General features: G+C 74.2%; 25 protein-coding genes. 18 read left to right on the top strand and 7 right to left on the bottom strand.

Annotated elements, in window-relative coordinates; translation table 11 throughout:
• Positions 1 to 21: 21 nt before the first annotated feature.
• From AH6_RS11905 to AH6_RS11885, 5 genes are all read left to right on the top strand, one after another.
• On the top strand, positions 22 to 789 hold the full coding sequence (locus AH6_RS11905; RefSeq protein ID WP_067478358.1) for a metallophosphoesterase family protein: 768 nt from the start codon (positions 22 to 24) through the stop codon (positions 787 to 789).
• Between the two features lie 76 nt (positions 790 to 865).
• A complete protein-coding gene (locus AH6_RS11900; RefSeq protein ID WP_067478355.1) occupies positions 866 to 1,306 on the top strand; it encodes an SRPBCC family protein in 441 nt (146 codons plus the stop codon).
• A 61-nt stretch (positions 1,307 to 1,367) separates the two neighbouring features.
• Positions 1,368 to 1,772: a hypothetical protein gene (locus AH6_RS11895; protein WP_067478352.1), complete on the top strand. Its 405-nt coding sequence runs from the start codon at positions 1,368 to 1,370 to the stop codon at positions 1,770 to 1,772.
• 73 nt (positions 1,773 to 1,845) lie between these two features.
• Positions 1,846 to 2,790 carry an ROK family glucokinase gene (locus AH6_RS11890; RefSeq protein WP_067478349.1) on the top strand — a complete coding sequence of 315 codons (945 nt, stop codon included), beginning with the start codon at positions 1,846 to 1,848 and terminating at the stop codon, positions 2,788 to 2,790.
• Between the two features lie 10 nt (positions 2,791 to 2,800).
• Positions 2,801 to 3,502, top strand: coding sequence for an endonuclease/exonuclease/phosphatase family protein (locus AH6_RS11885; protein ID WP_067478346.1), 702 nt, complete (start codon positions 2,801 to 2,803; stop codon positions 3,500 to 3,502).
• A gap of 21 nt (positions 3,503 to 3,523) precedes the next feature.
• On the opposite strand, the gene AH6_RS11880 is transcribed toward AH6_RS11885, so the two are convergent.
• The 3 genes from AH6_RS11880 to AH6_RS11870 all read right to left on the bottom strand — a co-directional run bounded on the left by AH6_RS11880 (position 3,524) and on the right by AH6_RS11870 (position 5,760).
• On the bottom strand, positions 3,524 to 4,429 hold the full coding sequence (locus AH6_RS11880) for a hypothetical protein (protein ID WP_067478343.1): 906 nt from the start codon (positions 4,427 to 4,429) through the stop codon (positions 3,524 to 3,526).
• Positions 4,430 to 4,783: 354 nt separating this feature from the next.
• On the bottom strand, positions 4,784 to 4,966 hold the full coding sequence (locus tag AH6_RS11875; RefSeq protein ID WP_067478340.1) for a DUF397 domain-containing protein: 183 nt from the start codon (positions 4,964 to 4,966) through the stop codon (positions 4,784 to 4,786).
• Complete coding sequence (locus AH6_RS11870) at positions 4,954 to 5,760, bottom strand: helix-turn-helix domain-containing protein (protein ID WP_067478337.1); 807 nt, start codon at positions 5,758 to 5,760, stop codon at positions 4,954 to 4,956. Before AH6_RS11870 ends, AH6_RS11875 begins: the two co-directional genes overlap by 13 nt.
• 295 nt (positions 5,761 to 6,055) lie before the next feature.
• Between AH6_RS11870 and AH6_RS11865 the strand changes: the two genes are divergently transcribed.
• From AH6_RS11865 to thiI, 8 genes are all read left to right on the top strand, one after another.
• Positions 6,056 to 6,772: a lysophospholipid acyltransferase family protein gene (locus AH6_RS11865; RefSeq protein WP_067478334.1), complete on the top strand. Its 717-nt coding sequence runs from the start codon at positions 6,056 to 6,058 to the stop codon at positions 6,770 to 6,772.
• Positions 6,769 to 7,992: a MacS family sensor histidine kinase gene (gene macS / locus AH6_RS11860; RefSeq protein WP_218005784.1), complete on the top strand. Its 1,224-nt coding sequence runs from the start codon at positions 6,769 to 6,771 to the stop codon at positions 7,990 to 7,992. The genes AH6_RS11865 and macS overlap by 4 nt, the downstream gene beginning before the upstream one ends.
• A gap of 61 nt (positions 7,993 to 8,053) precedes the next feature.
• Positions 8,054 to 8,692, top strand: a complete 639-nt coding sequence (locus AH6_RS11855) for a response regulator (RefSeq protein ID WP_067478577.1) — start codon at positions 8,054 to 8,056, stop codon at positions 8,690 to 8,692.
• Between the two features lie 82 nt (positions 8,693 to 8,774).
• Positions 8,775 to 9,710 carry a TIGR04222 domain-containing membrane protein gene (locus AH6_RS45135; protein ID WP_067478331.1) on the top strand — a complete coding sequence of 312 codons (936 nt, stop codon included), beginning with the start codon at positions 8,775 to 8,777 and terminating at the stop codon, positions 9,708 to 9,710.
• Positions 9,707 to 10,531 carry an MbnB/TglH/ChrH family RiPP precursor modification enzyme gene (locus AH6_RS11845; protein ID WP_067478328.1) on the top strand — a complete coding sequence of 275 codons (825 nt, stop codon included), beginning with the start codon at positions 9,707 to 9,709 and terminating at the stop codon, positions 10,529 to 10,531. The genes AH6_RS45135 and AH6_RS11845 overlap by 4 nt, the downstream gene beginning before the upstream one ends.
• The gene (locus AH6_RS11840) at positions 10,528 to 11,040 is read left to right on the top strand and encodes an SCO6045 C-terminal-like domain-containing protein (RefSeq protein WP_067478324.1); all 513 of its coding nucleotides are present in this window, start codon (positions 10,528 to 10,530) and stop codon (positions 11,038 to 11,040) included. The genes AH6_RS11845 and AH6_RS11840 overlap by 4 nt, the downstream gene beginning before the upstream one ends.
• Positions 11,041 to 11,146: 106 nt before the next feature.
• Positions 11,147 to 12,172, top strand: a complete 1,026-nt coding sequence (locus tag AH6_RS11835) for a 6-phosphofructokinase (protein WP_067478321.1) — start codon at positions 11,147 to 11,149, stop codon at positions 12,170 to 12,172.
• Between the two features lie 169 nt (positions 12,173 to 12,341).
• On the top strand, positions 12,342 to 13,571 hold the full coding sequence (gene thiI / locus AH6_RS11830) for a tRNA uracil 4-sulfurtransferase ThiI (protein ID WP_067478318.1): 1,230 nt from the start codon (positions 12,342 to 12,344) through the stop codon (positions 13,569 to 13,571).
• 55 nt (positions 13,572 to 13,626) lie between these two features.
• On the opposite strand, the gene AH6_RS11825 is transcribed toward thiI, so the two are convergent.
• From AH6_RS11825 to aroF, 3 genes are all read right to left on the bottom strand, one after another.
• Positions 13,627 to 14,535, bottom strand: a complete 909-nt coding sequence (locus AH6_RS11825) for a DUF5954 family protein (protein ID WP_067478315.1) — start codon at positions 14,533 to 14,535, stop codon at positions 13,627 to 13,629.
• A gap of 113 nt (positions 14,536 to 14,648) precedes the next feature.
• Positions 14,649 to 15,632 (bottom strand): EamA family transporter, encoded by a 984-nt coding sequence (locus tag AH6_RS11820; protein ID WP_245679280.1) that lies wholly within the window; start codon positions 15,630 to 15,632, stop codon positions 14,649 to 14,651.
• A 261-nt stretch (positions 15,633 to 15,893) separates the two neighbouring features.
• Positions 15,894 to 16,946 (bottom strand): 3-deoxy-7-phosphoheptulonate synthase, encoded by a 1,053-nt coding sequence (gene aroF / locus AH6_RS11815; RefSeq protein WP_067478312.1) that lies wholly within the window; start codon positions 16,944 to 16,946, stop codon positions 15,894 to 15,896.
• A 268-nt stretch (positions 16,947 to 17,214) separates the two neighbouring features.
• Between aroF and AH6_RS11810 the strand changes: the two genes are divergently transcribed.
• The 5 genes from AH6_RS11810 to AH6_RS11790 all read left to right on the top strand — a co-directional run bounded on the left by AH6_RS11810 (position 17,215) and on the right by AH6_RS11790 (position 22,313).
• Positions 17,215 to 17,820, top strand: coding sequence for a sulfite oxidase-like oxidoreductase (locus AH6_RS11810; RefSeq protein ID WP_067478573.1), 606 nt, complete (start codon positions 17,215 to 17,217; stop codon positions 17,818 to 17,820).
• A 63-nt stretch (positions 17,821 to 17,883) separates the two neighbouring features.
• Complete coding sequence (locus AH6_RS11805; protein ID WP_067478309.1) at positions 17,884 to 19,149, top strand: histidine kinase; 1,266 nt, start codon at positions 17,884 to 17,886, stop codon at positions 19,147 to 19,149.
• 59 nt (positions 19,150 to 19,208) lie between these two features.
• Positions 19,209 to 19,994, top strand: coding sequence for a LytR/AlgR family response regulator transcription factor (locus tag AH6_RS11800; protein WP_067478306.1), 786 nt, complete (start codon positions 19,209 to 19,211; stop codon positions 19,992 to 19,994).
• 229 nt (positions 19,995 to 20,223) lie between these two features.
• On the top strand, positions 20,224 to 20,598 hold the full coding sequence (locus tag AH6_RS11795) for a hypothetical protein (protein ID WP_169807839.1): 375 nt from the start codon (positions 20,224 to 20,226) through the stop codon (positions 20,596 to 20,598).
• A gap of 5 nt (positions 20,599 to 20,603) precedes the next feature.
• Positions 20,604 to 22,313, top strand: coding sequence for a sodium/solute symporter (locus AH6_RS11790; RefSeq protein ID WP_067478570.1), 1,710 nt, complete (start codon positions 20,604 to 20,606; stop codon positions 22,311 to 22,313).
• Positions 22,314 to 22,840: 527 nt separating this feature from the next.
• Here the strand turns inward: AH6_RS11790 and AH6_RS11785 are convergent.
• Entirely contained in the window at positions 22,841 to 23,692 is an 852-nt protein-coding gene (locus AH6_RS11785) for a deoxyribonuclease IV (RefSeq protein WP_067478300.1), read from the bottom strand.
• Positions 23,693 to 23,763 lie beyond the last annotated feature (71 nt).

The following is a 23,763-nucleotide window of genomic DNA, read 5'->3' as shown; positions in this document are numbered from 1 at the left end:
ACGCGCCATTAGAGTCGGTTCATGCGCATCCACGTGGTGAGTGACGTCCATGGCCGCGCGGAGGCGCTCAGGCATGCCGGAGACGGCGCGGACGCGACGATCTGCCTGGGCGACCTGATCCTGTTCATCGACTACTCCGACCACGGCCAGGGCATCTTCGCCGAGCTGTTCGGGCAGGACAACGCCGACCGCTTCATCGAGCTGCGCACGCAGAAGCGCTTCGGCGAGGCGCGCGACTTCTCCCGGCGCATGTGGGCGTCGCTGGAGGGCGACGCCTGGCCGCACATCGAGCGGGCCGTGCGCCGCCAGTACGCCGAGCTGTTCGACGCCATGCCCACCCCGGCCTACCTCACCTACGGCAACGTGGACCTGCCGCACATGTGGCGCGACTACCTGCGCGACGGGCACCACGTGCTGGACGGCGAGACCGTGGAGCTGGGCGGGCTGCGCTTCGGGTTCGTCGGCGGCGGCCTGCGCACCGAGTACCGCACCCCCTACGAGCTGGACGACGACGAGTTCGCCGCCAAGGTCGAGGCGGTGGGGGAGGTGGACGTGCTCTGCACCCACATCCCGCCCGCGGTGCCCGACCTGCTGTACGACACCGTCGCGCACCGCTTCGAGCGGGGCAGCGAGGCCGTGCTGGACCTGATCCGCCGCACCCAGCCGCGCTACGCCCTGTTCGGCCACGTGCACCAGCCGCTGGCCGGGCGGATGCGCATCGGCCGCACCGAATGCGTCAACGTCGGGCACTTCCGGGGCCGCGGGGTGCCTTACGTGCTCACCGTGTGAGAAAGATACTTTTCGACGAGGACTTCGAGCCGCGCCCCCGGGCGCGGGCCCACCAGCAGCCGGAGGGATGGCGACGATGGCCGACCGGACGAGCTCTTCCATCACGATCGACGCGGGCAGGAAGGAGATCATGGCGGTGATCGCCGACCTGCCCGCCTACCCGAGCTGGGCCAGCGGCATCCGCGAGTTCGAGGTGCTGGACACCGGCGCCGACGGCCGCGCCGCCGAGGCCCGCATGACCATCGACGCCAGCCCGTTCAGCGACACCGTCGGGCTCGCCTACACCTGGGGCGACGACGACGAGTGGGTGCGCTGGGAGCTGATCGACAAGGGGAACGTCGTCACCTCGCTGCACGGTTCCTACCTGCTGGCGGAGGGGACCGGCGGCACGGTGGTGACCTACGAGCTGGCGGTCGACATCCGCATGCCGGTGATCGGGATGCTCAAGCGCAAGGCCGAGAAGCGCATCACCGACTCGGCGCTGAAGGGCCTGAAACGACGGGTCGAGGCCGGGTAATCGTTCCGCCCCGGAGCGGGGCGCTACCGTTTCACGCCGACAACGGATGGAAAATGTTCTCATGACCGAGCAACCGGGCGACGTACTGGACGAGGCCGCCAAGCTCTTCGACGCGCTGCGCCGCCGCATGGCGGGCGGCCTGCCGGGCGGCACGGGCGGCGGCGCGGGCGACGCCGACGACGTGTGGAGCCGGGCGGTGACCGAGGAGATGGCCGGGGACCCGCACATCGCCACCGGCGCGCCCGAGTGCCGCAACTGCCCGATCTGCCGCGCCGTCGCGCTGGCCCGCGAGTCCGGCCCCGACGTGGGCCGGCACGTCCGGGAGGCCGGGCGGTCGCTGATGGCGGCGGCGCTGGACGTGGTGGCCGCCTACGAGCGCACCCGCGCTCCGGCGGACCGGGGCGCGCGGCCGGAGGACGGCCGCCCGGGGCCCGCCGCCGGCGGCGACCCCATCGACATCGGGTAGCGACGCCCGGACAGCGGTATCGGGCAGCGACAGCGGGCTCCCAGCCGGGGCGCGCGAGGAGGAGGAAGCGTACATGGCCCTGACCATCGGCGTGGATGTGGGCGGTACCAAGGTCGCCGCGGGCGTCGTGGACGACCGGGGGGCGATCCTGGAACGGGTGCGGCGGCCCACGCCCTCCACCAACCCCCAGGAGACCGCCGAGGTCATCGCCGAGGTGGTCGACCTGCTCAGGGGCAAGTTCGAGGACGTCACGGCGGTCGGCCTCGGCGCGGCCGGGTTCGTCGACGAGACGCGCTCCACCGTGCTGTTCGCGCCCAACCTCGCCTGGCGCGAGGAGCCGCTCAAGAAGAAGGTCGAGGAGATGGTCGGCCTGCCGGTGGTGGTGGAGAACGACGCCAACGCCACCGCCTGGGGCGAGGCGCGCTTCGGCGCCGGGCGCGGCCACGACTTCGTGGTGCTGATCGCGCTCGGCACCGGCATCGGCGGCGGCATCATCATCAACGGCGAGCTGTACCGGGGCCGGTTCGGCATCGGCGCGGAGATGGGCCACTTCCGGGTGGTGCCCGACGGCCGCCGGTGCGGTTGCGGCAACCGGGGCTGCTGGGAGCAGTACGCCAGCGGCAACGCGCTGGTGCACGAGGCCCGCGACCTCGCCCGGGTCGCCCCGGCGATGGCCGGGCGGCTGCTGGAACTCGGCGACGGCAAGCCCGAGGGCATCAGCGGCCCGGAGATCACCCAGGCCGCCCGCGAGGGCGACCAGGCCGCGCTGGAGTGCTTCCGCACCGTGGCGCAGTGGGCCGGGCAGGGCCTGGCCGACCTCAGCGCGATCCTCGACCCGGGCCTGTTCATCATCGGCGGCGGCCTGTCCGACGCCGGCGACCTGCTGCTGGATCCGATCAAGAAGGCGTTCGGCGACGCGCTGACCGGACGCGGCCACCGGCCGGTGCCGGAGATCCGCATCGCCGAGCTGGGGTCGGCCGCCGGGATCGTCGGCGCCGCCGACCTGGCCCGGCTGTGATCGACGCGCCATGACCGACGTCCGCGTCCTCAGCTACAACATCCGGTCGTTGCGCGACGACCCGGCCGCCGTGGTGCGGGTCGTCCGGGCGCTGGAGCCGGACGTGGTGTGCCTCCAGGAGGTCCCGAGGTTCTGGGGGTGGCGCGCCAAGCGCCGCCGCCTCGCCCGCGAGTGCGGGATGACGGTGGCGGCCGGGCGGCGCGCCTGCGGGCTGGCGGTGCTGGCCGGGCCGCGCGCCCGCCGGGTCGCCCGCGAGTTCCACCTGCTGTCGCCGGTGCCGGACCTGCACCGCCGGGCCCTGGCGATCGCCGTGCTGGAGATCGGCGGGGCCCGGCTGCTGGCCGCCAGCACCCATCTCGACCTGATGGACGCCCCGCGCCGCGTCCACACCCGCCAGGTGCTGGCGCTGCTGGAACGCGCCGGGCACCGGCACGCCGCGCCGATGGTGCTGACCGGCGACATCAACGAGGAGCCCGGCGGCGACTCGTGGTCGCTGCTGACCGGCCGCTTCCAGGACGGCCACGCCGTCGCGCCCCGGGGCGAGGCGCTGACGTTCTCCGCCGCCGACCCCAAGCGCCGCATCGACGGCGTGTTCGCCGATCCGCGCATCGAGGTGCTCGGCTGCGGCGTGCCGGGGCCGCCCGCGCCGGTGGCGGACTACCCGAACGCCACCGACCACCGCCCCCTCCTGGCCGACCTGCGACTGCCCTGACGAACCGCGCCGCTGCCGGGGTCAGACCACCGCGCCGTCGTCGGGGCCGCGCGGCTCGTCGCCCATCCGCAACACCAGCGTCACGAAGCCGCCGATGAACGCCGCGACCGCCAGGAACGCCGCGTAGCCCGGCACGTCCCAGTCCAGGATCACCGTGACCAGCAGGTACAGCGGCCCGCCCACCAGCGCCAGCCACGCGCCCTTGGTCAGCGGGTCGGCGGCCGGGAGCGGCGGCGGGGGCGGGGGGACGTAGTGGCCCTCGTCGTCGGCGGGCGGCGGGTAGTCGTCGGTGTCGTCGTCGGCCGCCTTGACCACGCGGGCGGAGCGGAAGCGCCCGGTGCGGTCGTCGCCCTCGCGCGGCGGGTCCTCGGGCTCGTGGATGTTCTCCTGGTCGGGCCAGGGGACCCGGTCGCCCTCGTGGGTGGTGTCGTAGCCGGCGACGATCTCGGCCCAGATGGCGTCCTCGTCGAGCTCGGCGGGGCCGCCGCCGGGCGGGTCGGCGGTGTCGGGGCCCGCCTTGGGCTGCGGTCCGCCGCCGGGGTCGGTGCCGTTGGGGTCGGCGCCCGGGTCCGCGCCGTGCGGGCCGGTGGCGCGCGGCCCGGTGGGGGTGTCGTCGGGGCCCTGGTCGCGCGGGTCGGCGGGCGGCAGGTCGGCGTCGCTCAGCCGGGTGAGCTGGGCGCGCAGCACGCCCTCGGCCGTCGGCCGCATCGCGGCGTCGACGTAGACCCGCTCCAGGTCGTCGTCCGCCGGGTCCGCCACGCCGGCCAGGAGGCCGGACAGGTCGTCCTCGGGCGGCTCGGCGCCCGCCGCGTAGGCGGCGACCCCGGCCTCGCGCAGCGCCGCCAGCACCGCGTCGGCCAGACGCGGCTCCAGGTCGGCCAGCGGGGCGTAGGCGTCGGCGGACAGTCCATTGCCGCGGCGATTCACGGGGCCGGCTCCTTCGGTGACTCCGGCGTGACCGACAGCACCGGCATGACGGCCTCCGCTCCCCCATAGTCGTGCGCCCGGTGTGAGCGTCGCGCGACGCACTCCCGGACACCCTGAAACGTGTGTCCCACGGTATTCGCTGGGCCGCCCGGGACAAGCCCCCGGACGCCCCCGATTGAGAATTACCGTCCAGAGCCTACGTTCATTCCCGGCCCGGCGGGGCGGGCTTGCCACTCGGGGCGGGCGCGGGGGAGCGCGAGAGGAGCGCGAGGCGGGCACAGGGGCGGGGGCCCTGAGGCGGAGAACGCCCCGGTCACCCTGTGAGGGGGTGCCGGGGCGCTTCTCGTTAGGGAGCTACGACGCCTTCACCGCATCGACAAGGGTTCTGAGGGTGGCCCGCTCCATGGTGAGGTGCCCGGCCTCAGGAGCCTTGCTGTCCCGCACGCCTACGGCCGTACCGAGGTCGCCCAGTTCGACGCAGTCCGATCCGTCGCTGGCCGAGTGAGTGGACTTCCGCCACTTGATCAAATCTTCCACCTCTCGTCCGCCGTTCTCCTGATCAGCGTCGCCGACATGGTCGCCGGTAGCGTGTGCGTCGCGATGTCGCTGAACCGCTCATGCAGAGCGTCCAGGTCCGCGCGGCCATCCATGATCTTGCCACGCGGCTCGCCGTCAGCGTAGGCCACCCGAACCCCGCGAGGCAGACGAGCGAGCACGAACGCTCCGAGGTGTGCCCGGTGCGGTTCGCCGTTCGGAATGATCTGTACGGACACGTTCGGCGGTACCCCGTCAGCCAGGTACAGCAACTGGCCGTGCATGGTCTTGGCGTCGCCGATCTGGTTCCACAGGACTACCTCCGGCATGATCGCGATGAGGCGGGGGGCGTTCGGGCGGACCAGGACCCTCTGTCGCTCCACGCGGCCCTGAACGGCCTCCGGGTCGTTCAGCAGCGCCGCCGCATAGTCCGGCGTCTGGAGCAGTCCCGCCATGATCATGGGCTGGTAGCTGCACAGCAACTCAGCTTCGTCCTCGAAGTCGGGCCACTGCGCGAAGTGCTTGGGGAAGGCCGCCGAGCGCCCGTCGAACAGACCGTCATGCAAGCGGGCAAGGGCCCCGCCGGTGTCCAGGGCCTCATCGGCGACCTCGGCGAAGACCCGGTCGCACCCGGCGTCGCCCCGCTCGATCTCGGAGATCGTGGACGCCGCGTACGGGATCTTCTCGGCGAGCGCACGCAGGCTGAGGCCCGCGCGCTCCCGGTGGTGCCGGGCTTCACTGCCGAACAGTTCGCGTGGTCCGCGTGAGGGCTCCAGGCGTTTCGGGACTTGGGGCACGGGGGGCTCCCTGTGATGACCGAATGTCGACCGGACGTGTCCGGGGAGTGACCGGCACGTCTGCGAGCTGGCGTCTTCCGCCTACAGGATGCGACCTCGGGACCACTCTGTGAAGCGGGACACGGAAACCGAGGTGATCGATTCGGCTCCTGGAACAAGAGCCCGCAGACCAAAGGCCCTATGCCCTGGTGGCTACAGGTCTTCCCCGGATGGGAGGATGTCCCAGCATCTCCCATTGCCCGGAGATCATGAACGTGCGCGCCGCGTGACCGCGCGGCCGGAGGAAGGTGTCGGGATGCTCTGGTTCTGGATCCTGCTGAGGATCGTTCTGTCGCCCATCATGTACCTGGGGTGGCGGCCGCGGAACTCCGGGATGAGGAACGTGCCGAAGAAGGGTCCGGCGCTGCTGGTGAGCAACCACCTGTCGTTCGCCGACCACTTCTTCGGGCCGCTGCCCCTGATGCGGCCGATCTTCTTCATCGGCAAGGGCGAGTACTTCACCGGCAAGGGGCTCAAGGGCCTGGTCAGCAAGGCGTTCTTCACCGGCGTCGGCGTGGTGCCGGTGGACCGCACCGGCGGCAGCGCCGCCGAGGCCGCGCTCCAGACGGGCCTGCGCATCCTCGGCGAGGGCAAGCTGCTCGGCATCTACCCCGAGGGCACCCGCGCTCCCGACGAGCGTCTGTACCGGGGCAAGACGGGCGTGGCGCGGCTGGCGCTGAAGTCGCGGGTGCCGGTCGTCCCGATGGCGATGATCAACACGTTCGAGCTGATGCCGCCCGGCAAGCCCTACCCCAAGCTCGGCATCCGGCCCGGCGTGCGCTTCGGCGCGCCCCTGGACTTCTCCCGCTTCTACGGCAAGGAGGACGACCGGGAGGTGCTGCGCGAGGTCACCGACGAGATCATGATGGCGATCCAGGCGTTGTCCGGCCAGGAATACGTGGACCGCTACGCCGCCGAGGTCAAGGCCGAGATGTCGGGGAAGACGCCGCGCCCGGTCGACGACGACGAGTGACCGCGTCCCCGCCGCCGTCCCCGGCCCCCCGCGCCGGGGGCCTCGGGCTGGAGGCCGCGCTGTGGCGCGCGGTCGCGGTCTACCGGATCGCCGCGCTGCTGTACGCGGCCGCGCTGATCGCCAAGAACCACGGCGGGTACGCCGACCAGGCCGCCGGATGGGCGGTGCTGGGCGTGATGGCGGCCTGGACGGCCTACGCGACCGTCGCCTACGCGCGCCCCGAGCGCCGGGCCTGGCCCATGCTGGCCGCCGACATGGCCGTGGCGGTGGGCTGCCTGCTGGCCACCGCGTGGGTGGAGACGGCCTCCGGGCTGGAGGCGGGCCGCCCGACCCTGCCGGTGTCGTGGGTGGCCGCCGCCGTCCTCGCCTGGGCGGTGGTCGGCGGCAAGCGGCTGGGCATCGCGGCCGCCGCGATCCTGGCCGTCGGCAACGTCCTGGTGCACACCATCGCCGACACCAAGGGCAACGCCAGCACCCTCAACGGCGTGGTGCTGCTGTTCCTGGCCGGGCTGGTCGTCGGGCACGTGGTCAAGCTCGCCATGGACGCCGAGGCGCGGCTGGCCCGCGCGGTCGAGATGGAGGCCGCCACCCGCGAGCGCGAGCGGCTGGCGCGCGGCATCCACGACTCGGTGCTCCAGGTCCTGGCGATGGTGCAGCGGCGCGGCGGCGAGCTGGGCGGCGAGGCCGCCGAGCTGGGCCGCCTGGCCGGGGAGCAGGAGGCCGCGCTGCGCGCCATGATCGGCACAGGGAACGCCGCCCCGCCCGTGCCCGCGCCCCGCACGGCCCGCGCGCAGCGCGGCCGGGCCGCCGCCGAGCCCCCGCCCGCCGACACCGACCTGCGGACGCTGCTGACCGCGCACAGCTCGACCACCGTCACGGTGTCCACCCCGGCGACGCCGGTGCGGCTGCCCGGTCCCGCCGCCCGCGAGGTCGCGGCGGCCGTCGCGGCGGCGCTGGACAACGTCCGGCTGCACTGCGGCGAGACCGCCCGCGCCTGGGTGCTGCTGGAGGACGACGGCGCGGGCGAGGTCACCGTCAGCGTCCGCGACGACGGTCCCGGCATGCCCGCCGGGCGGCTGGACGAGGCGGCCGCCGCCGGGCGGCTCGGCGTGGCCCAGTCCATCCGGGGCCGCATCCGCGACCTGGGCGGCACGGTGGCCGTGCACTCCGCCCCCGGCGAGGGCACCGAGATCGAGATGACGGTCCCGGCCGGGCGGTGAACCGGCGGATCGGCCCTATTGTGACGGTGTGAGCGAACACGTCCCGGTCCCGCTGAAGGTGATGATGGTCGACGACCACCCGATGTGGCGCGACGCCGTCGCCCGTGACCTGGCCGAGGCCGGGCACGAGGTGGTGGCCACCGCCGGCGACGGCCGCACCGCCGTGCGCCTGGTGGCCGCCGCGCGGCCGCAGGTGGCCGTGGTGGACCTGCAGCTGCCCGACATCAGCGGCGTCGAGGTGACCCGCCACCTGGTCGCCGCCGACCCGCCGGTGCGGGTGCTGGTGTTGTCGGCCAGCGGCGAGCAGCAGGACGTCCTGGAGGCGGTGAAGGCGGGCGCGACCGGCTACCTGCTCAAGTCCGCCGCGCGCGAGGAGTTCCTCGACGCGGTGGCGCGCGCGGGCACCGGCGACGCGGTGTTCACCCCGGGCCTCGCCGGGCTGGTGCTGGGCGAGTACCGGCGGCTGGCCGCCGCGCCCGCCCGCGCCGACGACGACGCGCCGCGCCTGACCGAGCGCGAGACCGAGGTGTTGCGGCTGGTCGCCAAGGGCCTGACCTACAAGCAGATCGCCCAGCGGCTGGTGTTGTCGCACCGCACCGTCCAGAACCACGTGCAGAACACCCTCGGCAAGCTCCAGCTGCACAACCGGGTGGAGCTGGTCCGGTACGCGATCGAGAAGGGCCTCGACCAGGAGGACTGATCGGCGGGCGCCGGGAACGCGGCGGCCCCTCCGCACATCTACATAGGAAAGGCCGGGCGTCCGGCGGTCAGAGGGAGGCGCGATGGCGCTGTCCGCGGCAGGGGAGACCTGGGGCATCCCGGGTCCGCAGTTCATCGGGATCTTCGTTCCGCTGGCCGTCGTGCTGACGGCCCTGGCACTGCACGTCCGGCGCGCGATGGTGGCGGGCCGGCCGCCGGAGCGCGAACCCGGCCCCTACGAGCTGGCCTACCTGGAGGGCGGCGGCGAGCGGGCGGTGCTGGCCGCGCTGGCCCGGCTGCGCGCCGAGGGGGCCGTCGAGACGGCGGGCCGGGGCAGCGTCCGCGCCACCTCCGCCCCCCGCGACTCCGGGAACGGCCTCGACGGCGTCGTGCACGCCCGCCTCCTGCGGGAGCCGATGATCGACTCGCAGCTGCTGGAGCACCGGGCGGACGTCGCGCAGGAGCTGGCGGAGCTGCGCAAGGGGCTGGAGCACGACGGCCTGCTGATCGGCGAGGACGCCCGGCGGCGCCGCCGGATCGCGCTGCTGCCGCTGGCGGCGCTGGCGCTGCTCGGCGCGGTGCGGATCTTCTTCGGGGTGCGCGACGGCCACCCGGTGCTGTTCCTGGTCGCGGCCGTGCTCGTGCTGCTGGTCGTGCTCGGCGTGCTGGCGGCCGACCCGGTGGCCCAGGAGGGGCGGCCGACCGAGGAGGGGCGGCGGGCGCTGGCCGACGCCAAGGACCGGCACCGGCACCTGCGCCCCGACCACACCCCGGCCTGGGCCACCTACGGCGCCGCCGGGGCGGGACTCGGCGTCGCGCTGTTCGGCATGACGGCGCTGACCAGCCTCGACCCCGCCTTCGCCCACGACGCGCTGACGCGTCCGCTGCCTCCCGCGCCGGTCTCCGACGCCGGTGCCGCCGCCGCTGGCGGCGGTGGCGGTTGCGGAGGCGGCGACGGTGGCGGTGACGGCGGGGGTTGCGGCGGAGGTTGCGGCGGTTGCGGAGGGTGCGGCGGATGACCGGCCCGGCCCTCCCGTCCGGGGTCGGCCTCGGCTGGCGGCCCGACATCGCCGGTTTCGTCGCCGAGCTGCCGGGCCTGGGCTTCACCGAGGTGATCGCCGAGTCCGTGCACCTGGACCACCCCTCCCGGCACCTGCTCGAACTGCGCGACCGGGGCGTCCCCGTCGTCCCGCACGGGGTGCGGCTGTCGCTGGGCGGGGCCGAGCCGGTCGCCGACGAGCGCGTCGCGCATCTGGCCGCCTGCGCCGCCGCGCTGGGAGCGCCGCTGGTCAGCGAGCACATCGCGTTCGTGCGGGCGGGCGGGATCGAGGCCGGGCACCTGCTGCCGGTGCCGCGCACCCGCGCCGCCCTGAAGGTGCTGGCCGCCAACATCCGCCGCACCCAGGACGGTCTGCCGGTCCCGCTGGCGGTCGAGCCCATCGCGGCGCTGTTCGACTGGCCGGACGCCGAGTACGAGGAGGGCGACTTCCTCACCGAGCTGGTCGAGCGCACCGGCGTGCTGCTCCTGCTGGACGTCGCCAACGTCTACGCCAACGCCCGCAACCGGGGCGCGGACCCGGCCGCGCTGCTGGACCGCGTACCGCTGGAGCGGGTGGCGTACTGCCACGTGGCGGGCGGCGCGGAGTCGGGCGGCCGCTACCACGACACCCACACCGCGCCCGTGCCCGCCGAGGTCCTCGACCTGATCAAGGAGCTGTGCGCGCGCCGCGGCCCGCCGGGGCTCCTGCTGGAGCGCGACGGCCACTACCCGCCCGCCGCCGAGCTGCGCGCCGAGCTGGACGCCATCGCCGCCGCGGCCGGACTGGCGGCCGTGACGTGACCACGCCGCATGAGCCGATCGACGCCGGGCTGGCCGCCGCCCAGGAGGCGCTGGTCCGGCACATGACGGCGGGCGGGCCGCTGCCGCCGGGCTTCGACGCGGACGCCGTGCACGCCGCCGCCGTCGCCATCCTGCGCAAACGGGCCGGAGCGGCGGCCCGCGCCTGGCCCCGCCTCGCCACCGCCTACGGGCCCGGCTGGACCGAGGCGTTCACCGCCTGGGCCGCCGAACGCCCGACGCGCGGTTCGTTGCACGACGCCTGGGACTTCGCCCTCGCCCGCCGCGACGCCCTGCCCCCGCCCGCCGCCTGGGAACTGGCCCTCGCCGAGACCCGTTGGGCCTATGACGGCGACGCGCCGCCGCGCCGCCGCACGGTGGCCGTGCGCCGTGTCCCCGGCGGGTACGCGGTGCAGGTCCGGGGCCGGACGCGCGTGTTCGGCAAAGCGCGCGCCGGTGATCGGCAAACCCGCCCCGGGAACCCGTCCAGCCACTATGGTCTAGACCAATAGCGGCACGCCGGGTCGGTCGGCGAACGCCGTGTGCCGCCGTGCCCGCGCGACTAGGCTGGCGGTGCGAGTCGAGGGGGAGGCCCCGTTGTCCAGAGAGGGAGAGGGCATGCGCGTCGGAGTGCTGACCGGGGGAGGCGACTGTCCCGGACTGAACGCCGTGATCCGCGCCGTCGTGCGCAAGGGCGTGCAGGTCTTCGGCTACGAGTTCGTCGGCTTCCGGGCGGGCTGGCGCGGCCCGCTGGAGGGCGACACGATGGCCCTGGACGTGGAGGCGGTGCGCGGCATCCTGCCGCGCGGCGGCACCATCCTCGGCTCCTCCCGCACCAACCCGGTCAAGGTCGAGGGCGGCGTCGAGCGGATCAAGGACAACCTCGCCGGGCTGGGCGTGGACGCGCTGATCGCGATCGGCGGCGAGGACACCCTCGGCGTGGCCGCCGAGCTGCACCGCGACGGCGTCAACGTGGTCGGCGTCCCCAAGACCATCGACAACGACCTCAACGCCACCGACTACACCTTCGGCTTCGACACCGCGGTCAACATCGCGACCGAGGCCATCGACCGGCTGCACACCACCGCCGAGAGCCACCACCGCGCGCTGATCTGCGAGGTCATGGGCCGGCACGCGGGCTGGATCGCGCTGCACGCGGGCATGGCCGCCGGCGCCAACGTGATCCTCATCCCCGAGCGGCCGTTCGACATCGAGCAGGTCGTGGCCTACGTCGAGAGCCGGTTCAAGACCCGGTACGCCCCGATCATCGTGGTGTCGGAGGGCGCGCACCCGGTCGACGGCCAGATGGAGCTGCAGACCGGCGAGACCGACGCCTTCGGGCACGTCCGGCTCGGCGGCATCGGGCAGCGCCTGGCCGACGAGATCGAGAGGCGCACCGGCAAGGAGGCCCGCGCCACCGTGCTCGGCCACATCCAGCGCGGCGGCACCCCCAGCGCCTTCGACCGGGTGCTGGCCACCCGGTTCGGCCTCCAGGCCATCGACGCGGTCAAGGACGGCGACTACGGCAAGATGGTCGCGCTCCAGGGCACCGACATCGTGCGCGTGGGCCTGGACGAGGCCACCAAGGAGCTGAAGACCGTCCCGCTGGAGCGCTACCAGGAGGCCGAGGTCTTCTTCGGCTGATCCGGCCCGGCCGATCATGGCCGATCCCCGTCCGCGCGCGACCCCGGTGGCCCCAGGCCGCCGGGGTCGGCCGCGTCCGGGGCGGGAACAGCGCCGCCGGTCGAAGTGTTGCCGACTGTGGGCCACACTAGAAGGCGGCCCCCGTCCCGTTTCTCCAGGAGGATCACGCATGCCCACGCTCGACACCGCGACCGCGCAGGTCCGGGAGCAGGCGCCGGTCGTCGACGGCGAGCCGTGCGTGCTGCTCAAGCTGGGCGAGCTCGTGCTCAAGGGCAAGAACCGCGAGCAGTTCGAGCGCCGCCTGGCCGACAACGTGCGCCAGGCCGTCCGGCCCATCGCGAAGGTGGACGTCATCCGCCGCCACGGCGTGTTCATCGTGCGCACCAAGGACGCCGACGTCGAGCTGGTGGACCGGCTCGCCGCGCGCATCGCCGACGTCATGGGCATCGTCTGGGCGCACCGCGCCTGGCGGGTCGGCAAGGACGTGGCCAGCGTCGAGCGCGCCGCGCTGGAGCTGATGGACGGCGTCACCGGCAGCTTCGCGGTCCGCTCCAAGCGCCGCGACAAGCGTTTCCCGCTGACCTCCACCGAGCTGGACCGCCTGGTCGGCGGGCGGCTGCACGACGCCTACGGGCAGCCGGTGAAGCTCAAGAACCCCGACCACACCGTGTCCATCGAGGTGGACCGCGACGAGGTGTTCGTGTTCTCCGGCGGCATCCCCGGCGCGGGCGGCCTGCCGGTCGGCATGAGCGGCCGCGCGCTGGTGCTGATGTCGGGCGGCATCGACTCCCCGGTCGCCGCCTACCGCATGATGCGGCGCGGCCTGCGCGTCGACTACCTGCACTTCTCCGGGATGCCGTTCACCGGCCCCGAGTCGATCTACAAGGCGTACGCGCTGGTCCGCGAGCTGGACAAGTACCAGGGCGGCTCGCGGCTGTTCGTGGTGCCGTTCGGCAAGGCCCAGCAGCAGATCAAGTCCTCCGGCGCCGACAAGCTCGCGGTGATCGCCCAGCGCCGGCTGATGCTCCGCGTCGGCGAGGTGCTGGCCCGGCGGCTGCGCGGCGCCGCGCTGATCACCGGCGACGCGCTCGGCCAGGTGTCCAGCCAGACGCTGGCCAACATGACCGCCCAGGACGACGCGGTGGAGCTGCCGATCCTGCGGCCGCTGGTCGGCATGGACAAGGTCGAGATCATGGACCAGGCGCGCCGGGTGCGCACCCTGTCGATCTCCGAGCTGCCCGACGAGGACTGCTGCACGCTGCTGGCCCCGCGCCGCGCCGAGACCCGCGCCAAGATCGACGACCTGCGCCAGATCGAGAAGCGGCTCGACGTCGCCGAGCTGGCCGAGCAGCTGGCCGACTCGGTCCAGGAGCACCGCCCGGTCTACGGCGACTCGTAAGGTCCGCACGGCACGGCCCCGGCTCCGGCCGGGGCCGTTTCAGTGCGCGTCGGCTTCAGTGCGCGTCGGCGTCGAAGTCGGTGGGGCGCGGCGGCTCGGGCCCCTCCGGGCCGGTCAGCGTGATCCGCTCGATGCGCACGATCCGGAACCGGCGGCCCGCCACCGTGATGCCGTTGCGCCGGGTGCGGTCGCGCAGCAGCGTCGCCGCCCGCGCGTAGTCGTCCACGTCGGCGGTGTCGGGGTGCTCCACGGCGGGCACCACGTGCCGGAAGTAGGTGGCCAGCGCGTCGCGGGCCTGCTGCGGGGTGTCGTGCAGCCGCCCGATCGGCCGCCACCGGCCGCCGGTGCGCTCGGCCACCGTGAACGCGGGCGCGAGCGCCAGCGGCGTCAGGAACGCATCCGACGGCTCGGCCCCCGCTCTGGCCGCCGCGTCCAGCAGCTGGCACAACAGCTCGGTGGTGGCGGCGTCGGGCACGGCGCGCCCGTCGTGCAGCAGGTCGTAGGGACGGCACGGCAGCGGCCGCCGGTCGGCCGGATGCGGGTCCAGGTCGGTGGGGCGGGGCGGCTCGGGGCCGTCCGGCCCGGTGCGCACCAGCTGCTCGACGCGCACGACGCGGAACCGGCTCCCGGCCGCCCGCACCTCCTCGCACGGCCCGGCCTGCAACGTCCGCGCGGCCGAACGCAGCTCGCGCGCCGCCGCGCCCTCGGCGAGCGCGGCGCGGTCGCTGAGATGGTCGGCCAGCAGCTCCCGCGCGCCCTGGGGGAGCGGGTCGCCGGGGCACACCACCTGCCAGCCGTCGGGGACGCGCTCGGCTGCGGTGAACAGGGCGCCCACCACGACCAGCTCGGGATAGGCGGCGACGGCGCGGCAGGCGTCGGCCAGCATCACCGCGGCCACCGGATCGACGCCGTCCAGGTCTTCGGGGAACAGACGCCCGCCGGCGTCCCCATCGCCCGTAGTCATGCCGAGCATCATCCTCGCCGCCGCCCCCGCTGGCGAGTGGTTCAGACCAATTTGTTACCCCGATGTGGGCGGGGTTCCGGCGGTCCGGTGAGGCCGCCGGAACCCCGCGCCGATCAGCCGGCCCGGCCCGCCCGGCGCGCGGGCAGGACCAGCACCAGCAGGCTCGCCGCCAGCAGCCCCAGCCCGGTCAGCGCGACGCCGCCGAGCCGCTCGCCCAGCACCGCGACGCCCAGCAGCGCCGCCACCGCGGGCTCGGCCAGCGTCAGCGTCGTCGCCGTGGTCGCCGGGGTGGTGCGCAACCCCCGCGCGAACAGCAGGTAGCCGCCCCCGGTGGTGATCACGCCGAGGTACAGCGCGACCAGCGCGCCGGTCCCGGCGAGCGCCCACACCGGCGGCTGCGCCGCCAGCACCGGCGCGAACAGCAGCGCGCCCAGGCCGAACAGCGCGGCGGCCACCGCCCGGTCCTGCTCGCCGCGCCCGATGAGCCAGGCGGCGACGGAGGCGTAGACCGCGTAGGCGAAGCCCGACAGCAGCGCCAGGGCGACGCCGAGCGGGTCGGTGCCCGCGTCCTGGCCGCCGCCGATCAGCAGCGCGCAGCCGGTGACCGCGCCGGCGGTGGCCGCGAGCCACCGGGCCGCCGGCGCGGCCTGCCGCGTCACCAGCCCCAGCAGGCCGGTGAACGCCGGGGCGCTGCCGATGGTGACGACGGTGCCGACCGCCACGCCGGTGCGGGCGGCGGCGCTGAAGAAGGCGGTCTGGTAGACGACGATCGCGACCGCGCCGAGCGCCAGCAGCGGCAGGTTGGCGCGGCGGCGCACCAGCCGCCGCAGGCCCTCGCCGCGCGCGGTGCACGCGGCGAGGGCCACCAGCACCAGGCCGCCGAGGACGATGCGGATCGCGGCGATCCCGACGTTGGACGCCTCGGGCACGAAGGTGCGGACGGTGCCGGTGGTGCCCCACAGGCAGGCCGCCGCCAGGATGTCAGCGCCGCCGCCCGGACGCGGCGTGCCGAGGCGCGGTGTCCTGCGGCGCGGCGACCGGGGGAGCGGGGACGAGGGGCGCGCGGACAGGCGCGCCGAGAAGGTGCGTACGGACACGGGAGGAAGGCTCCTGGGACTCGAATCGGAAGGGGTGGTCCGGATTCGGGGCGCAGGAGGACGCGGCCGGGCGCGGGATCGGCGCCGGGCCGGGTCGGAAGATCAGGGAAGGAGAGCCGCGCCCCGGTCAGGAGCGGGGCGGTCCGCAGTTGGAGGTCCAGTACGCCATGCGGCAGACCCTACCACCCGGCATGATCACCGCTCCGGTCGTCGGGCGGAGCGGTGATCATGCCGGGGACGTGCGAGGAGAGGCGGCGGAACTCAGGCGAGAACCGCGTCGGGCGAGGCGGCGGGGGCCTCGGTGAGGGCGCGGCCGACCAGCGGCGGCAGCGTGCGCACCACCTTGGCCAGCTCGCGCAGGTCGCCGTTCACCAGCGCCTGCGGCCCGTCGCACAGCGCGGTCTCCGGGTGCGGGTGCACGTCGATGATCACGCCGTCCGCGCCGACCGCGATCGCCGCGCGGGTGAGCGGCAGCACCAGGTCGCGGCTGCCGCCCGAGTGCGAGGGGTCCACGATGACCGGCAGGTGCGACAACCGCTGCGCCACCGGCACCGCCGAGATGTCCAGGGTGTTGCGGGTGGCGCGCTCGAAGGTGCGGATGCCGCGCTCGCACAGCACGATGTCGAGGTTGCCGCGCTGGGCGATGTACTCGGCGGCCATCAGCCACTCCTCGATGGTGCCGTTCATGCCGCGCTTCAGCATGACGGGCTTGCCGGACTCCCCGGCGGCCTGGAGCAGCGCGAAGTTCTGCGCGTTGCGGGTGCCGATCTGGAGCATGTCGGCGTAGGAGGCGACCAGCTCCACGTCGGCGGCGTCCACGACCTCGGTCACCACCGGCATGCCGGTCTCCGCGCGCACGTCGGCGAGGATCTTCAGGCCCGCCTCGCCCAGGCCCTGGAAGGCGTAGGGCGAGGTGCGGGGCTTGAACGCGCCGCCGCGCAGCAGCGTCGCGCCCGCCGCCTGCGCCATCTGCGCCGCGCCGAGCGTCTGCTCGGGGGTCTCCACCGCGCACGGCCCGGCGATCAGGGTCATGGTGCCGGGACCGATCGGCACGCCGCCGACGCGCACGACCGAGCGCTCGCCATGGTTCTCGCGGCTGACGAGCTTGTAGGGAACCGAGATGCGGATGACGTCGCTGACGCCGCTCAGCCCGCGCAGGTTCAGCGAGCCGAACTGCTGGACGTCCCCGACCAGCCCGATGATGGTGCGCTCCACGCCGCGGCTGACGAAGGCGTCGCCGCCGGCCGTCTCGACCAGTGAGACGACGCCGTTGATATCCGCATCGGTGGCTCCCGGAGCCATGACGACGACCATGTTGCTGCCTCTTCCTCGTGTGCGGCGGCCCGGTGGACCGCGCGCGGGAACCCCTGGAACGACAAAGAGCCCCGGGCCTGGTGGCCCGGGGCTCTTCGCCTGTGGTCTGTCAGCGCAACGCGTGGCAGACCAGCCGCCCGGGCTGGCCGTACCAAAAGAAATAGATCACGTTGCGCACGTCCCACAGGCTAGCCCATGTTCGGCACCGGTCGGGGACGGCCCCCCGAATATGGCTCAGCTCACGCCGGATGGCAGGATGGCCCGCGTCATGTCCCCACCCGAGAAGCCACTGCCGCCCGGACAGTACATCCCCCGCGGCTGGCCGGTCCTCCACTACGGGCCCGTGCCCAAGTTCCGTCCCAAGGACTGGGACTTCCGCGTGTTCGGCGCTACCGCCTCGGGCGAGCAGCACCGCTGGACGTGGGACGAGTTCGAGGAACTGCCCCGGACCAAGACGGTCGCCGACTTCCACTGCGTCACCAAGTTCACCATCCCCGACAACGAGTGGGAGGGCGTGCCCTGCTCGGCGATCGTCGAGGCCGCGCCCCCGCACCCGGACACCACCCACGTCATGGTGTGGGCCGAGTACGGCTACAGCGCCAACATCCGGATGAGCGACTTCCTGGACGAGGGGACGCTGCTGGCCACCCACCGCGACGGCGAGCGGCTCAGCCCCGACCACGGGTTCCCGATCCGGATCGTGGTGCCGCACCTGTACGCGTGGAAGAGCGTCAAGTGGGTGCGCGCCGTGGAGTACCTGGTCCAGGACCGGCGCGGGTTCTGGGAGGAGCGCGGGTACCACAACGTCGCCGATCCGTGGCGTGAGCAGCGCTACTCCTACCAGGAGGAGGACGGCGAGTCCCCGCCGCTGTGATCTCTCGCGCGCGGGTGGCGAATCCGCTGCGGCGCGGCATCGGCGGTATTACGGTAAGTGTCCATGTCCCTACCATCGGTTCTGGCGGTGGTCGGCTGCACCGCCGCCGTTGCTGGGCTGGCGGGGGCGGCCGGCTGGGCGCTGCGGCACTGGTTGCGCCTGTGCGCGCACCGAAGGGGTTTCGGCACGCCCGCCGACGAGGCGGCGTTCGCGATGCTGCACACCATCTCCCGCGCCTCCCCGTCGCTGCGCGGCGGGCTGAACCGCGAGTCGGCCCGCAAGTCCGCCCGCCACCTGCGCACGTTGCTGGGCGTCGAGGCGGTCGCACTGGTGAGCGTGGACGGTGGAGACGCCGCTGAGGACGGCGCGCGGCTGCTGGTGTGGGACGGCGAGGGCGACGACCCGCACGCGCGCGAGGCGGCCCGTCACGCCCGGCCCGTGCTGGATTCCGGCCGTCCCCGCGTGGTGACCTCCGACCTGCTCGCCTGCGCCGACCCGCTGTGCCCCGTCCGCGTCGCGATGATCGCGCCGCTGACGGTGGCGGGCCGCGTCGAGGGCGCGCTGGCCGCCTACGGCGACGACTCCTCGGCGGCCCGGATGCGCGCCGTCGGCGAGGTCGCCCGCTGGGTTTCGGGCCAGCTGGAGCTGGCCGAGCTGGATTCCTCCCGTGCCCGTTTGGCCGAGGCCGAGATGCGGGCGCTGCGGGCGCAGATCTCGCCGCACTTCGTCTACAACTCGCTGACCACCATCGCCTCGTTCGTGCGCACCGACCCCGAGCGCGCCCGCGAGCTGCTGCTCGACTTCGCCGACTTCGCCCGCTACTCCTTCCGGAACCCGCGCGACTTCACCACCCTGGCCGACGAGCTGCGCTCCATCGACCGCTACCTGCTGCTGGAGCGCGCCCGGTTCGGCGACCGGCTGCACTTCAGCGTGGAGATCGCGCCGGAGGTGCTGCCGGTGGCGGTGCCGTTCCTGTCGTTGCAGCCGCTGGTGGAGAACGCCATCCGGCACGGCATGGAGGGCGCGCACCGGGCGTTCCACATCACCATCACCGCGCGGGACGCGGGGGTGGAGGCGGCCATCAGCGTCGAGGACGACGGCGTCGGCATGGACCCCGACCGCCTCGGCGAGGTGCTGGCGGCGGGCCCCGGCGCGCCCGGACGCGGCTCGAACGGCGCGGGCACCGGCATCGGCCTGGCCAACGTGGACGAGCGGATGCGCCAGGTCTACGGCGACGAGTACGGCCTGACGGTGGAGACCGCGCCCGGCGCGGGCACCAAGGTCAACCTGCGCGTCCCCAAGTATCGGCCCGGCGTTTTCCCCGACTGATTTCACCTCACATGGCGAAACCGATTGCGGACGCACAGTAATCGCGGCAGGGTCCTCTTATGCTGCGCGTCCTGGCCGTCGACGACGAGCTGCCCGCCCTCGAAGAGCTCGTGTACCTGCTGCGCGAGGATCTACGGATCGAGCAGGCGACCGGCGCGAGCGACGCCGCCGCCGCGCTGCGCGACCTGTCCCGGATGCTGGTGGCGGGCGAGCGGCTGGACGCGGTCTTCCTCGACATCCGCATGCCGGGCCTGGACGGCCTGGACTTCTCCCGGCTGCTGACCGGGTTCGCCGCGCCGCCGGAGGTGGTGTTCGTGACCGCGCACGACGACTGCGCGGTCGCCGCCTACGAGCTGGGCGCGCTGGACTACCTGCTCAAACCGGTCCGGCCCGAGCGGCTGGCCGAGGCGGTGCGGCGGGTGGACGAGGCGGTGCACCGCGCGCTGCCGCCGGAGGACGCCGACGCCGAGCGGCCCGCCGAGGACGAGATGGTCCCGGTGGAACTGGGCGGCCGCACCCGCCTGGTGTCGCGCCGCGCGGTCACCCACGTCGAGGCGCAGGGCGACTACGTGCGGCTGCACACCGGCGACGGCAGCTACCTGGTCCGGATGCCGCTGGCCGCGCTGGCGCGCCGCTGGGAGGCGGCCGGGTTCATCCGCATCCACCGCAGCACCCTGGTCGCCTCGGCGCACATCCGGGAGCTGCGCTTCGACGGCGGCCGCGCCGCCGTGCAGGTGGGCGACGAACTGCTGCCGGTGAGCCGCCGCCACACCCGCGAGGTGCGCGACCTGCTGGTACGCCGCTTCCGCACCGGCGACCCCCGCGAGGACGGCCCCGGTGCTTGACGACCCGCCCACCCCCGCCACACCGACGGCGCCTGCGACGCCGAGGGCGCCTACGACACCGACGGTGTCCGCAACACCGACCGCGCCCGCCGCGCCCGCGAGGCCGACCGGACCTGCTACGCCCGCCGCGTCCACTACCCCCGCCGCGCCGCTCACCACGTCCACCGCGTCCGCGTCCGCGTCCGCGACCTCCGCCGCTGCCGCCGCTGGGCGGGCGGAGCGGGTTTTGGTGTCCAGTCCCCGCACGCGGCGTGCGCGGGCGCTGCCCGACGGGGCGGGTGCGGCGCGGTCGCCGTCCTGGAACATCGCCCGCGACCTCGACGAGCAGACCGAGCTGGGCGCGGTCTACGCGCGTGATCTGATCCGCGCCCAGCTGCGCGCCGCGCTGGGCACCTGCGCCCTGGTGGGGCTGGTGCTGGCCGGGTTGCCGCTGCTGCTGTCGCGCGTCCCGGAGCTGAACCGCGTCCGCGTGTACGAGGTGCCGCTGCCGTGGCTGGTGCTGGCGCTCGGCGTGCAGCCGGTGTGGGTGCTGCTGGCCGCCCGGCACGTCCGGCGGGCCGAGCGCGTCGAGCGCGACTTCACCCGGCTGGTGGACCGCACGTGATCGTGATGGCGGTGGCGGCCGCGCTCACGGCGCTGGTCGCGGTGCTCGGCATGAGCACGGTGCTGGGCTCCTACGGCCGCCGCCGCACCGTGCGGACCACCTCCGACTTCCTGGTGGCCTCGCGCGGCGTCACCCCGCTGTGGAACGCCTCGGCCATCGGCAGCGAGTACATCTCCGCCGCCGCGTTCCTCGGCACCGCCGGGCTGGTGCTGGCGCACGGCGCCGACATGTTGTGGCTGCCGCTGGGCGCGACCGCCGGGTACGTGCTGCTGCTGGCGCTGGTGACCGCGCCGCTGCGCCGCTCGGGCGCCTACACCATCTCCGACTTCGCCGAATGGCGGCTGGGCTCGCGGGCGGTGCGGCACACGGTGTCGTGCTGCGTGTTGTTCATCGGCTGGTTCTACCTGCTGCCGCAGTTCCAGGGCGCGGGCGTCACGCTGCGGGTGCTGACCGGCGCGCCGGTGTGGGCGGGCTGGGCGGTGGTCGTCGGCGTCGTGCTGGTGCTGGTGGTGTCGGGCGGGATGCGCAGCATCACCGCCGTGCAGGCGGCGCAGTTCTGGGTGAAGCTGGTGGCGGTCGCGATCCCGGCGGTGGCGCTGCTGTCGCTGTGGCACCTGGACGGGGGCGCCGACCCCACGGCGGGGGCGGCCCCGGCGTTCGAGCGCCCCACCACCGTGCGGGTGCAGACGGGCGTGACGGTGGAGGTCCCCGCCGAGGTGCGCATCGCCGTCAACGGCACCGTGGACGGCCACTCCCACGACGGCGACCGCCACCTGCTCACCCCCGGACGGCACCAGGTGGCGGCCGGGACCGTGCTCGCCTTCCCGGCGGGCGCGCAGGTGCCGCACGTGGAGCACCTGCCCGTCCAGGACGGCGGCACCTGGGCGATGCCCAACGGCAGCTCCGTCGAACACGGCCTGTACGGCACCTACTCGGCGCTGCTGGGCGTGCTGCTGGGCACGATGGGCCTGCCGCACATCCTGATGCGCTTCTACACCAACACCTGCGGCCGGGCCGCCCGCCGCACCGCCGCGATGGTCCCGGCACTGCTGGCGCTGTTCTACGTCTTCCCGGCGCTGTACGGCGCGCTGGGCCGCCTCTACACGCCCGAACTGCTCATGACGGGCGACACCGACGCCACGATCCTCATGCTGCCCCAGCGCGTGCTCCCGGGCGCGGCGGGGGCGGTCCTGACGGGGCTGGTCGCCGCCGGGGCGTTCGCGGCGTTCATCTCCACCTCCTGCGGGCTGGTGGTGGCGATCGCGGGCACCGCGTCGCAGTTCCTGCCGAAGGGCGGGGTGGCCTCGTTCCGCGTCGGCGCGGTGTTCGCGCTCGCGGTGCCGATGTTGCTGGTCCCGGGACTGGACTCGCGGGGCGCGGGCGCGCTGGTCACCCTGGCGCTGACGGTCTCGGCCTGCTCGTTGTGCCCGCTGCTGCTGCTGGGGATCTGGTGGCGCGGCCTGACGGCGGCCGGGGCGGGCGCGGGCCTGGCGGTGGGCGGCGGCCTGGCCGTCGTGGCGGGCCTGGCGACGTTGTTCGCCGGGCCCCGGACCGGCTGGCCGGCCGCGATCCTGACCCAGCCCACGCTGGTGGTCGCCCCGGCCGCCGCCGCCGTCATGGTGGGCGTCTCGCTGCTGACGCGCCGCCACGTGCCGCGCCGCGCCGACCGCGCGCTGGCGCGGCTGCACCTCCCCGAAGAGATCGTCCCGCGCTGACGGAGAGTGACCGGCGGGACGGTCGAATCCGGCATTCCATCGGAGGTCAATCATTGACGGTGGACCGACCGTCACCGTGGACCGTTCCCGCCCGGCCGCCGATACCGTTCGTCGCGCCGGATCGACCGCTCGTCGTGCCGCTACGCTACGTATAACGCTGGCTACACACCGCTTATCGAGGGCGGCGTTTCCGGCCTCCCGTTCGGGATCAGAACACCTCTAGTGTTCTCAGTGGCGGACACGCCAACCGCTCCGGGGAGCGGGCGGCGCGGACGGCGGGACCGGTCACCCACGGTCAGCCCGAAGCGACGCTTCCCCGCACAGGACAACACTGGATGATCCGGTGCGCGCCAGTCGAGCGCCGGGTCAGAGCCGCCGAATCCCGTACCGGGGGGGTGGGATTCGGTGGTGTGCGGCCCGGGTGCCGCTGGACAGTCGGGGGGTTGTTCAGCTGCACCCGGGCCCTTTAACGCCCGGGGACGGTCCCGTACGAGATCTCGTACGGGACCGTTCGCGTCTCCCGGGGGTCAGCGGTCGCGCAGCCGCTTGAGGGTGTCCACGTCGGCGCGGTGCGGCTCGGCGCCACGGCCCGGCGTCTCGATGACGAACGGCACGCCCGCCACCTCAGGGTGCCGGAACAGCGCGGCGAACGCCTCCTCGCCGATGTGGCCCTTGCCGATATTCTCGTGCCGGTCCTTGAACGACCCGCACACGTCCTTGGAGTCGTTGGCGTGCACCAGCTTCAGCCGCCCCGGCCCGACGGTGGCCACCAGCGCGTCCATCGTCGCGGCCGCCCCGCCCTCGGCGGCCAGGTCGTGCCCGGCGGCGAAGGCGTGGCAGGTGTCGAAGCACACACCCAGCTTGGGGTGGTGCTCCAGCCGCTCGAAGAACTCGCCGAGGTCCTCGACCTTGGCGCAGAGCATCGCGCCCTGCCCGGCCATCGGCTCCAGCAGCAGGTCCGGGCCGTCCTCGGGGATCTCCTCCAGCAGGGGCAGCACGTGCTCGTGCACCTGCTTCATGGCGGCGTCGTAGGACTGGCTGACGGCCGATCCGGTGTGCACCACCACGCCGCGCGCGCCGATGTCGCGGCCGCGCTGCAGGGAGTGGCGGACGGTCGCCAGCGACTTGGCGAGGGTCTCCTCGCTGGGGGACCCGAAGTTGACCAGGTAGGGGGCGTGCACGAACACCGGCACGTCGTCGCGCTCGCGGAGCTTGGCGTCCTCGGCGGGCTTGCCCGCCGCCAGCGCCCAGCCGCGCGGGTTGGACACGAACACCTGGATGGTCTCGGCGCCGATCTCGGCGGCGTACTTCAGGCCCCCGGTGGCCAGGCCCCCGGCCACCGGAACATGGCCCCCGACAGGGCTCTTGGAAGTCGTCATAGGGCGTTCAGCCTAACCGCTCGCGCGGCTAGGCAGTGTTTCAAAGCCCCGGCCCAGGGGGCTCGCCTGGC

Source organism: Actinomadura hibisca NBRC 15177 (genome assembly GCF_001552635.1).
GTDB classification, from domain to species: Bacteria; Actinomycetota; Actinomycetes; order Streptosporangiales; family Streptosporangiaceae; genus Spirillospora; species Spirillospora hibisca.
This window is presented reverse-complemented; position numbering and strand designations above follow the sequence as displayed.

Bases quoted from the DNA above. Each gene is read 5' to 3' on its own strand.
- AH6_RS11890 (WP_067478349.1), top strand. From the start codon at position 1,846: ATGGCCCTGACCATCGGCGTGGATGTGGGCGGTACCAAGGTCGCCGCG.
- AH6_RS11785 (WP_067478300.1), bottom strand. From the start codon at position 23,692: ATGACGACTTCCAAGAGCCCTGTCGGGGGCCATGTTCCGGTGGCCGGG.
- AH6_RS11845 (WP_067478328.1), top strand. From the start codon at position 9,707: ATGACCGGCCCGGCCCTCCCGTCCGGGGTCGGCCTCGGCTGGCGGCCC.
- AH6_RS45135 (WP_067478331.1), top strand. From the start codon at position 8,775: ATGGCGCTGTCCGCGGCAGGGGAGACCTGGGGCATCCCGGGTCCGCAG.
- AH6_RS11905 (WP_067478358.1), top strand. From the start codon at position 22: ATGCGCATCCACGTGGTGAGTGACGTCCATGGCCGCGCGGAGGCGCTC.
- AH6_RS11885 (WP_067478346.1), top strand. From the start codon at position 2,801: ATGACCGACGTCCGCGTCCTCAGCTACAACATCCGGTCGTTGCGCGAC.
- thiI (WP_067478318.1), top strand. From the start codon at position 12,342: ATGCCCACGCTCGACACCGCGACCGCGCAGGTCCGGGAGCAGGCGCCG.
- AH6_RS11865 (WP_067478334.1), top strand. From the start codon at position 6,056: ATGCTCTGGTTCTGGATCCTGCTGAGGATCGTTCTGTCGCCCATCATG.
- AH6_RS11805 (WP_067478309.1), top strand. From the start codon at position 17,884: ATGTCCCTACCATCGGTTCTGGCGGTGGTCGGCTGCACCGCCGCCGTT.
- aroF (WP_067478312.1), bottom strand. From the start codon at position 16,946: ATGGTCGTCGTCATGGCTCCGGGAGCCACCGATGCGGATATCAACGGC.
- AH6_RS11790 (WP_067478570.1), top strand. From the start codon at position 20,604: ATGGCGGTGGCGGCCGCGCTCACGGCGCTGGTCGCGGTGCTCGGCATG.
- AH6_RS11855 (WP_067478577.1), top strand. From the start codon at position 8,054: ATGATGGTCGACGACCACCCGATGTGGCGCGACGCCGTCGCCCGTGAC.
- AH6_RS11825 (WP_067478315.1), bottom strand. From the start codon at position 14,535: ATGACTACGGGCGATGGGGACGCCGGCGGGCGTCTGTTCCCCGAAGAC.
- AH6_RS11895 (WP_067478352.1), top strand. From the start codon at position 1,368: ATGACCGAGCAACCGGGCGACGTACTGGACGAGGCCGCCAAGCTCTTC.
- AH6_RS11810 (WP_067478573.1), top strand. From the start codon at position 17,215: ATGTCCCCACCCGAGAAGCCACTGCCGCCCGGACAGTACATCCCCCGC.
- AH6_RS11835 (WP_067478321.1), top strand. From the start codon at position 11,147: ATGCGCGTCGGAGTGCTGACCGGGGGAGGCGACTGTCCCGGACTGAAC.
- AH6_RS11900 (WP_067478355.1), top strand. From the start codon at position 866: ATGGCCGACCGGACGAGCTCTTCCATCACGATCGACGCGGGCAGGAAG.
- AH6_RS11800 (WP_067478306.1), top strand. From the start codon at position 19,209: ATGCTGCGCGTCCTGGCCGTCGACGACGAGCTGCCCGCCCTCGAAGAG.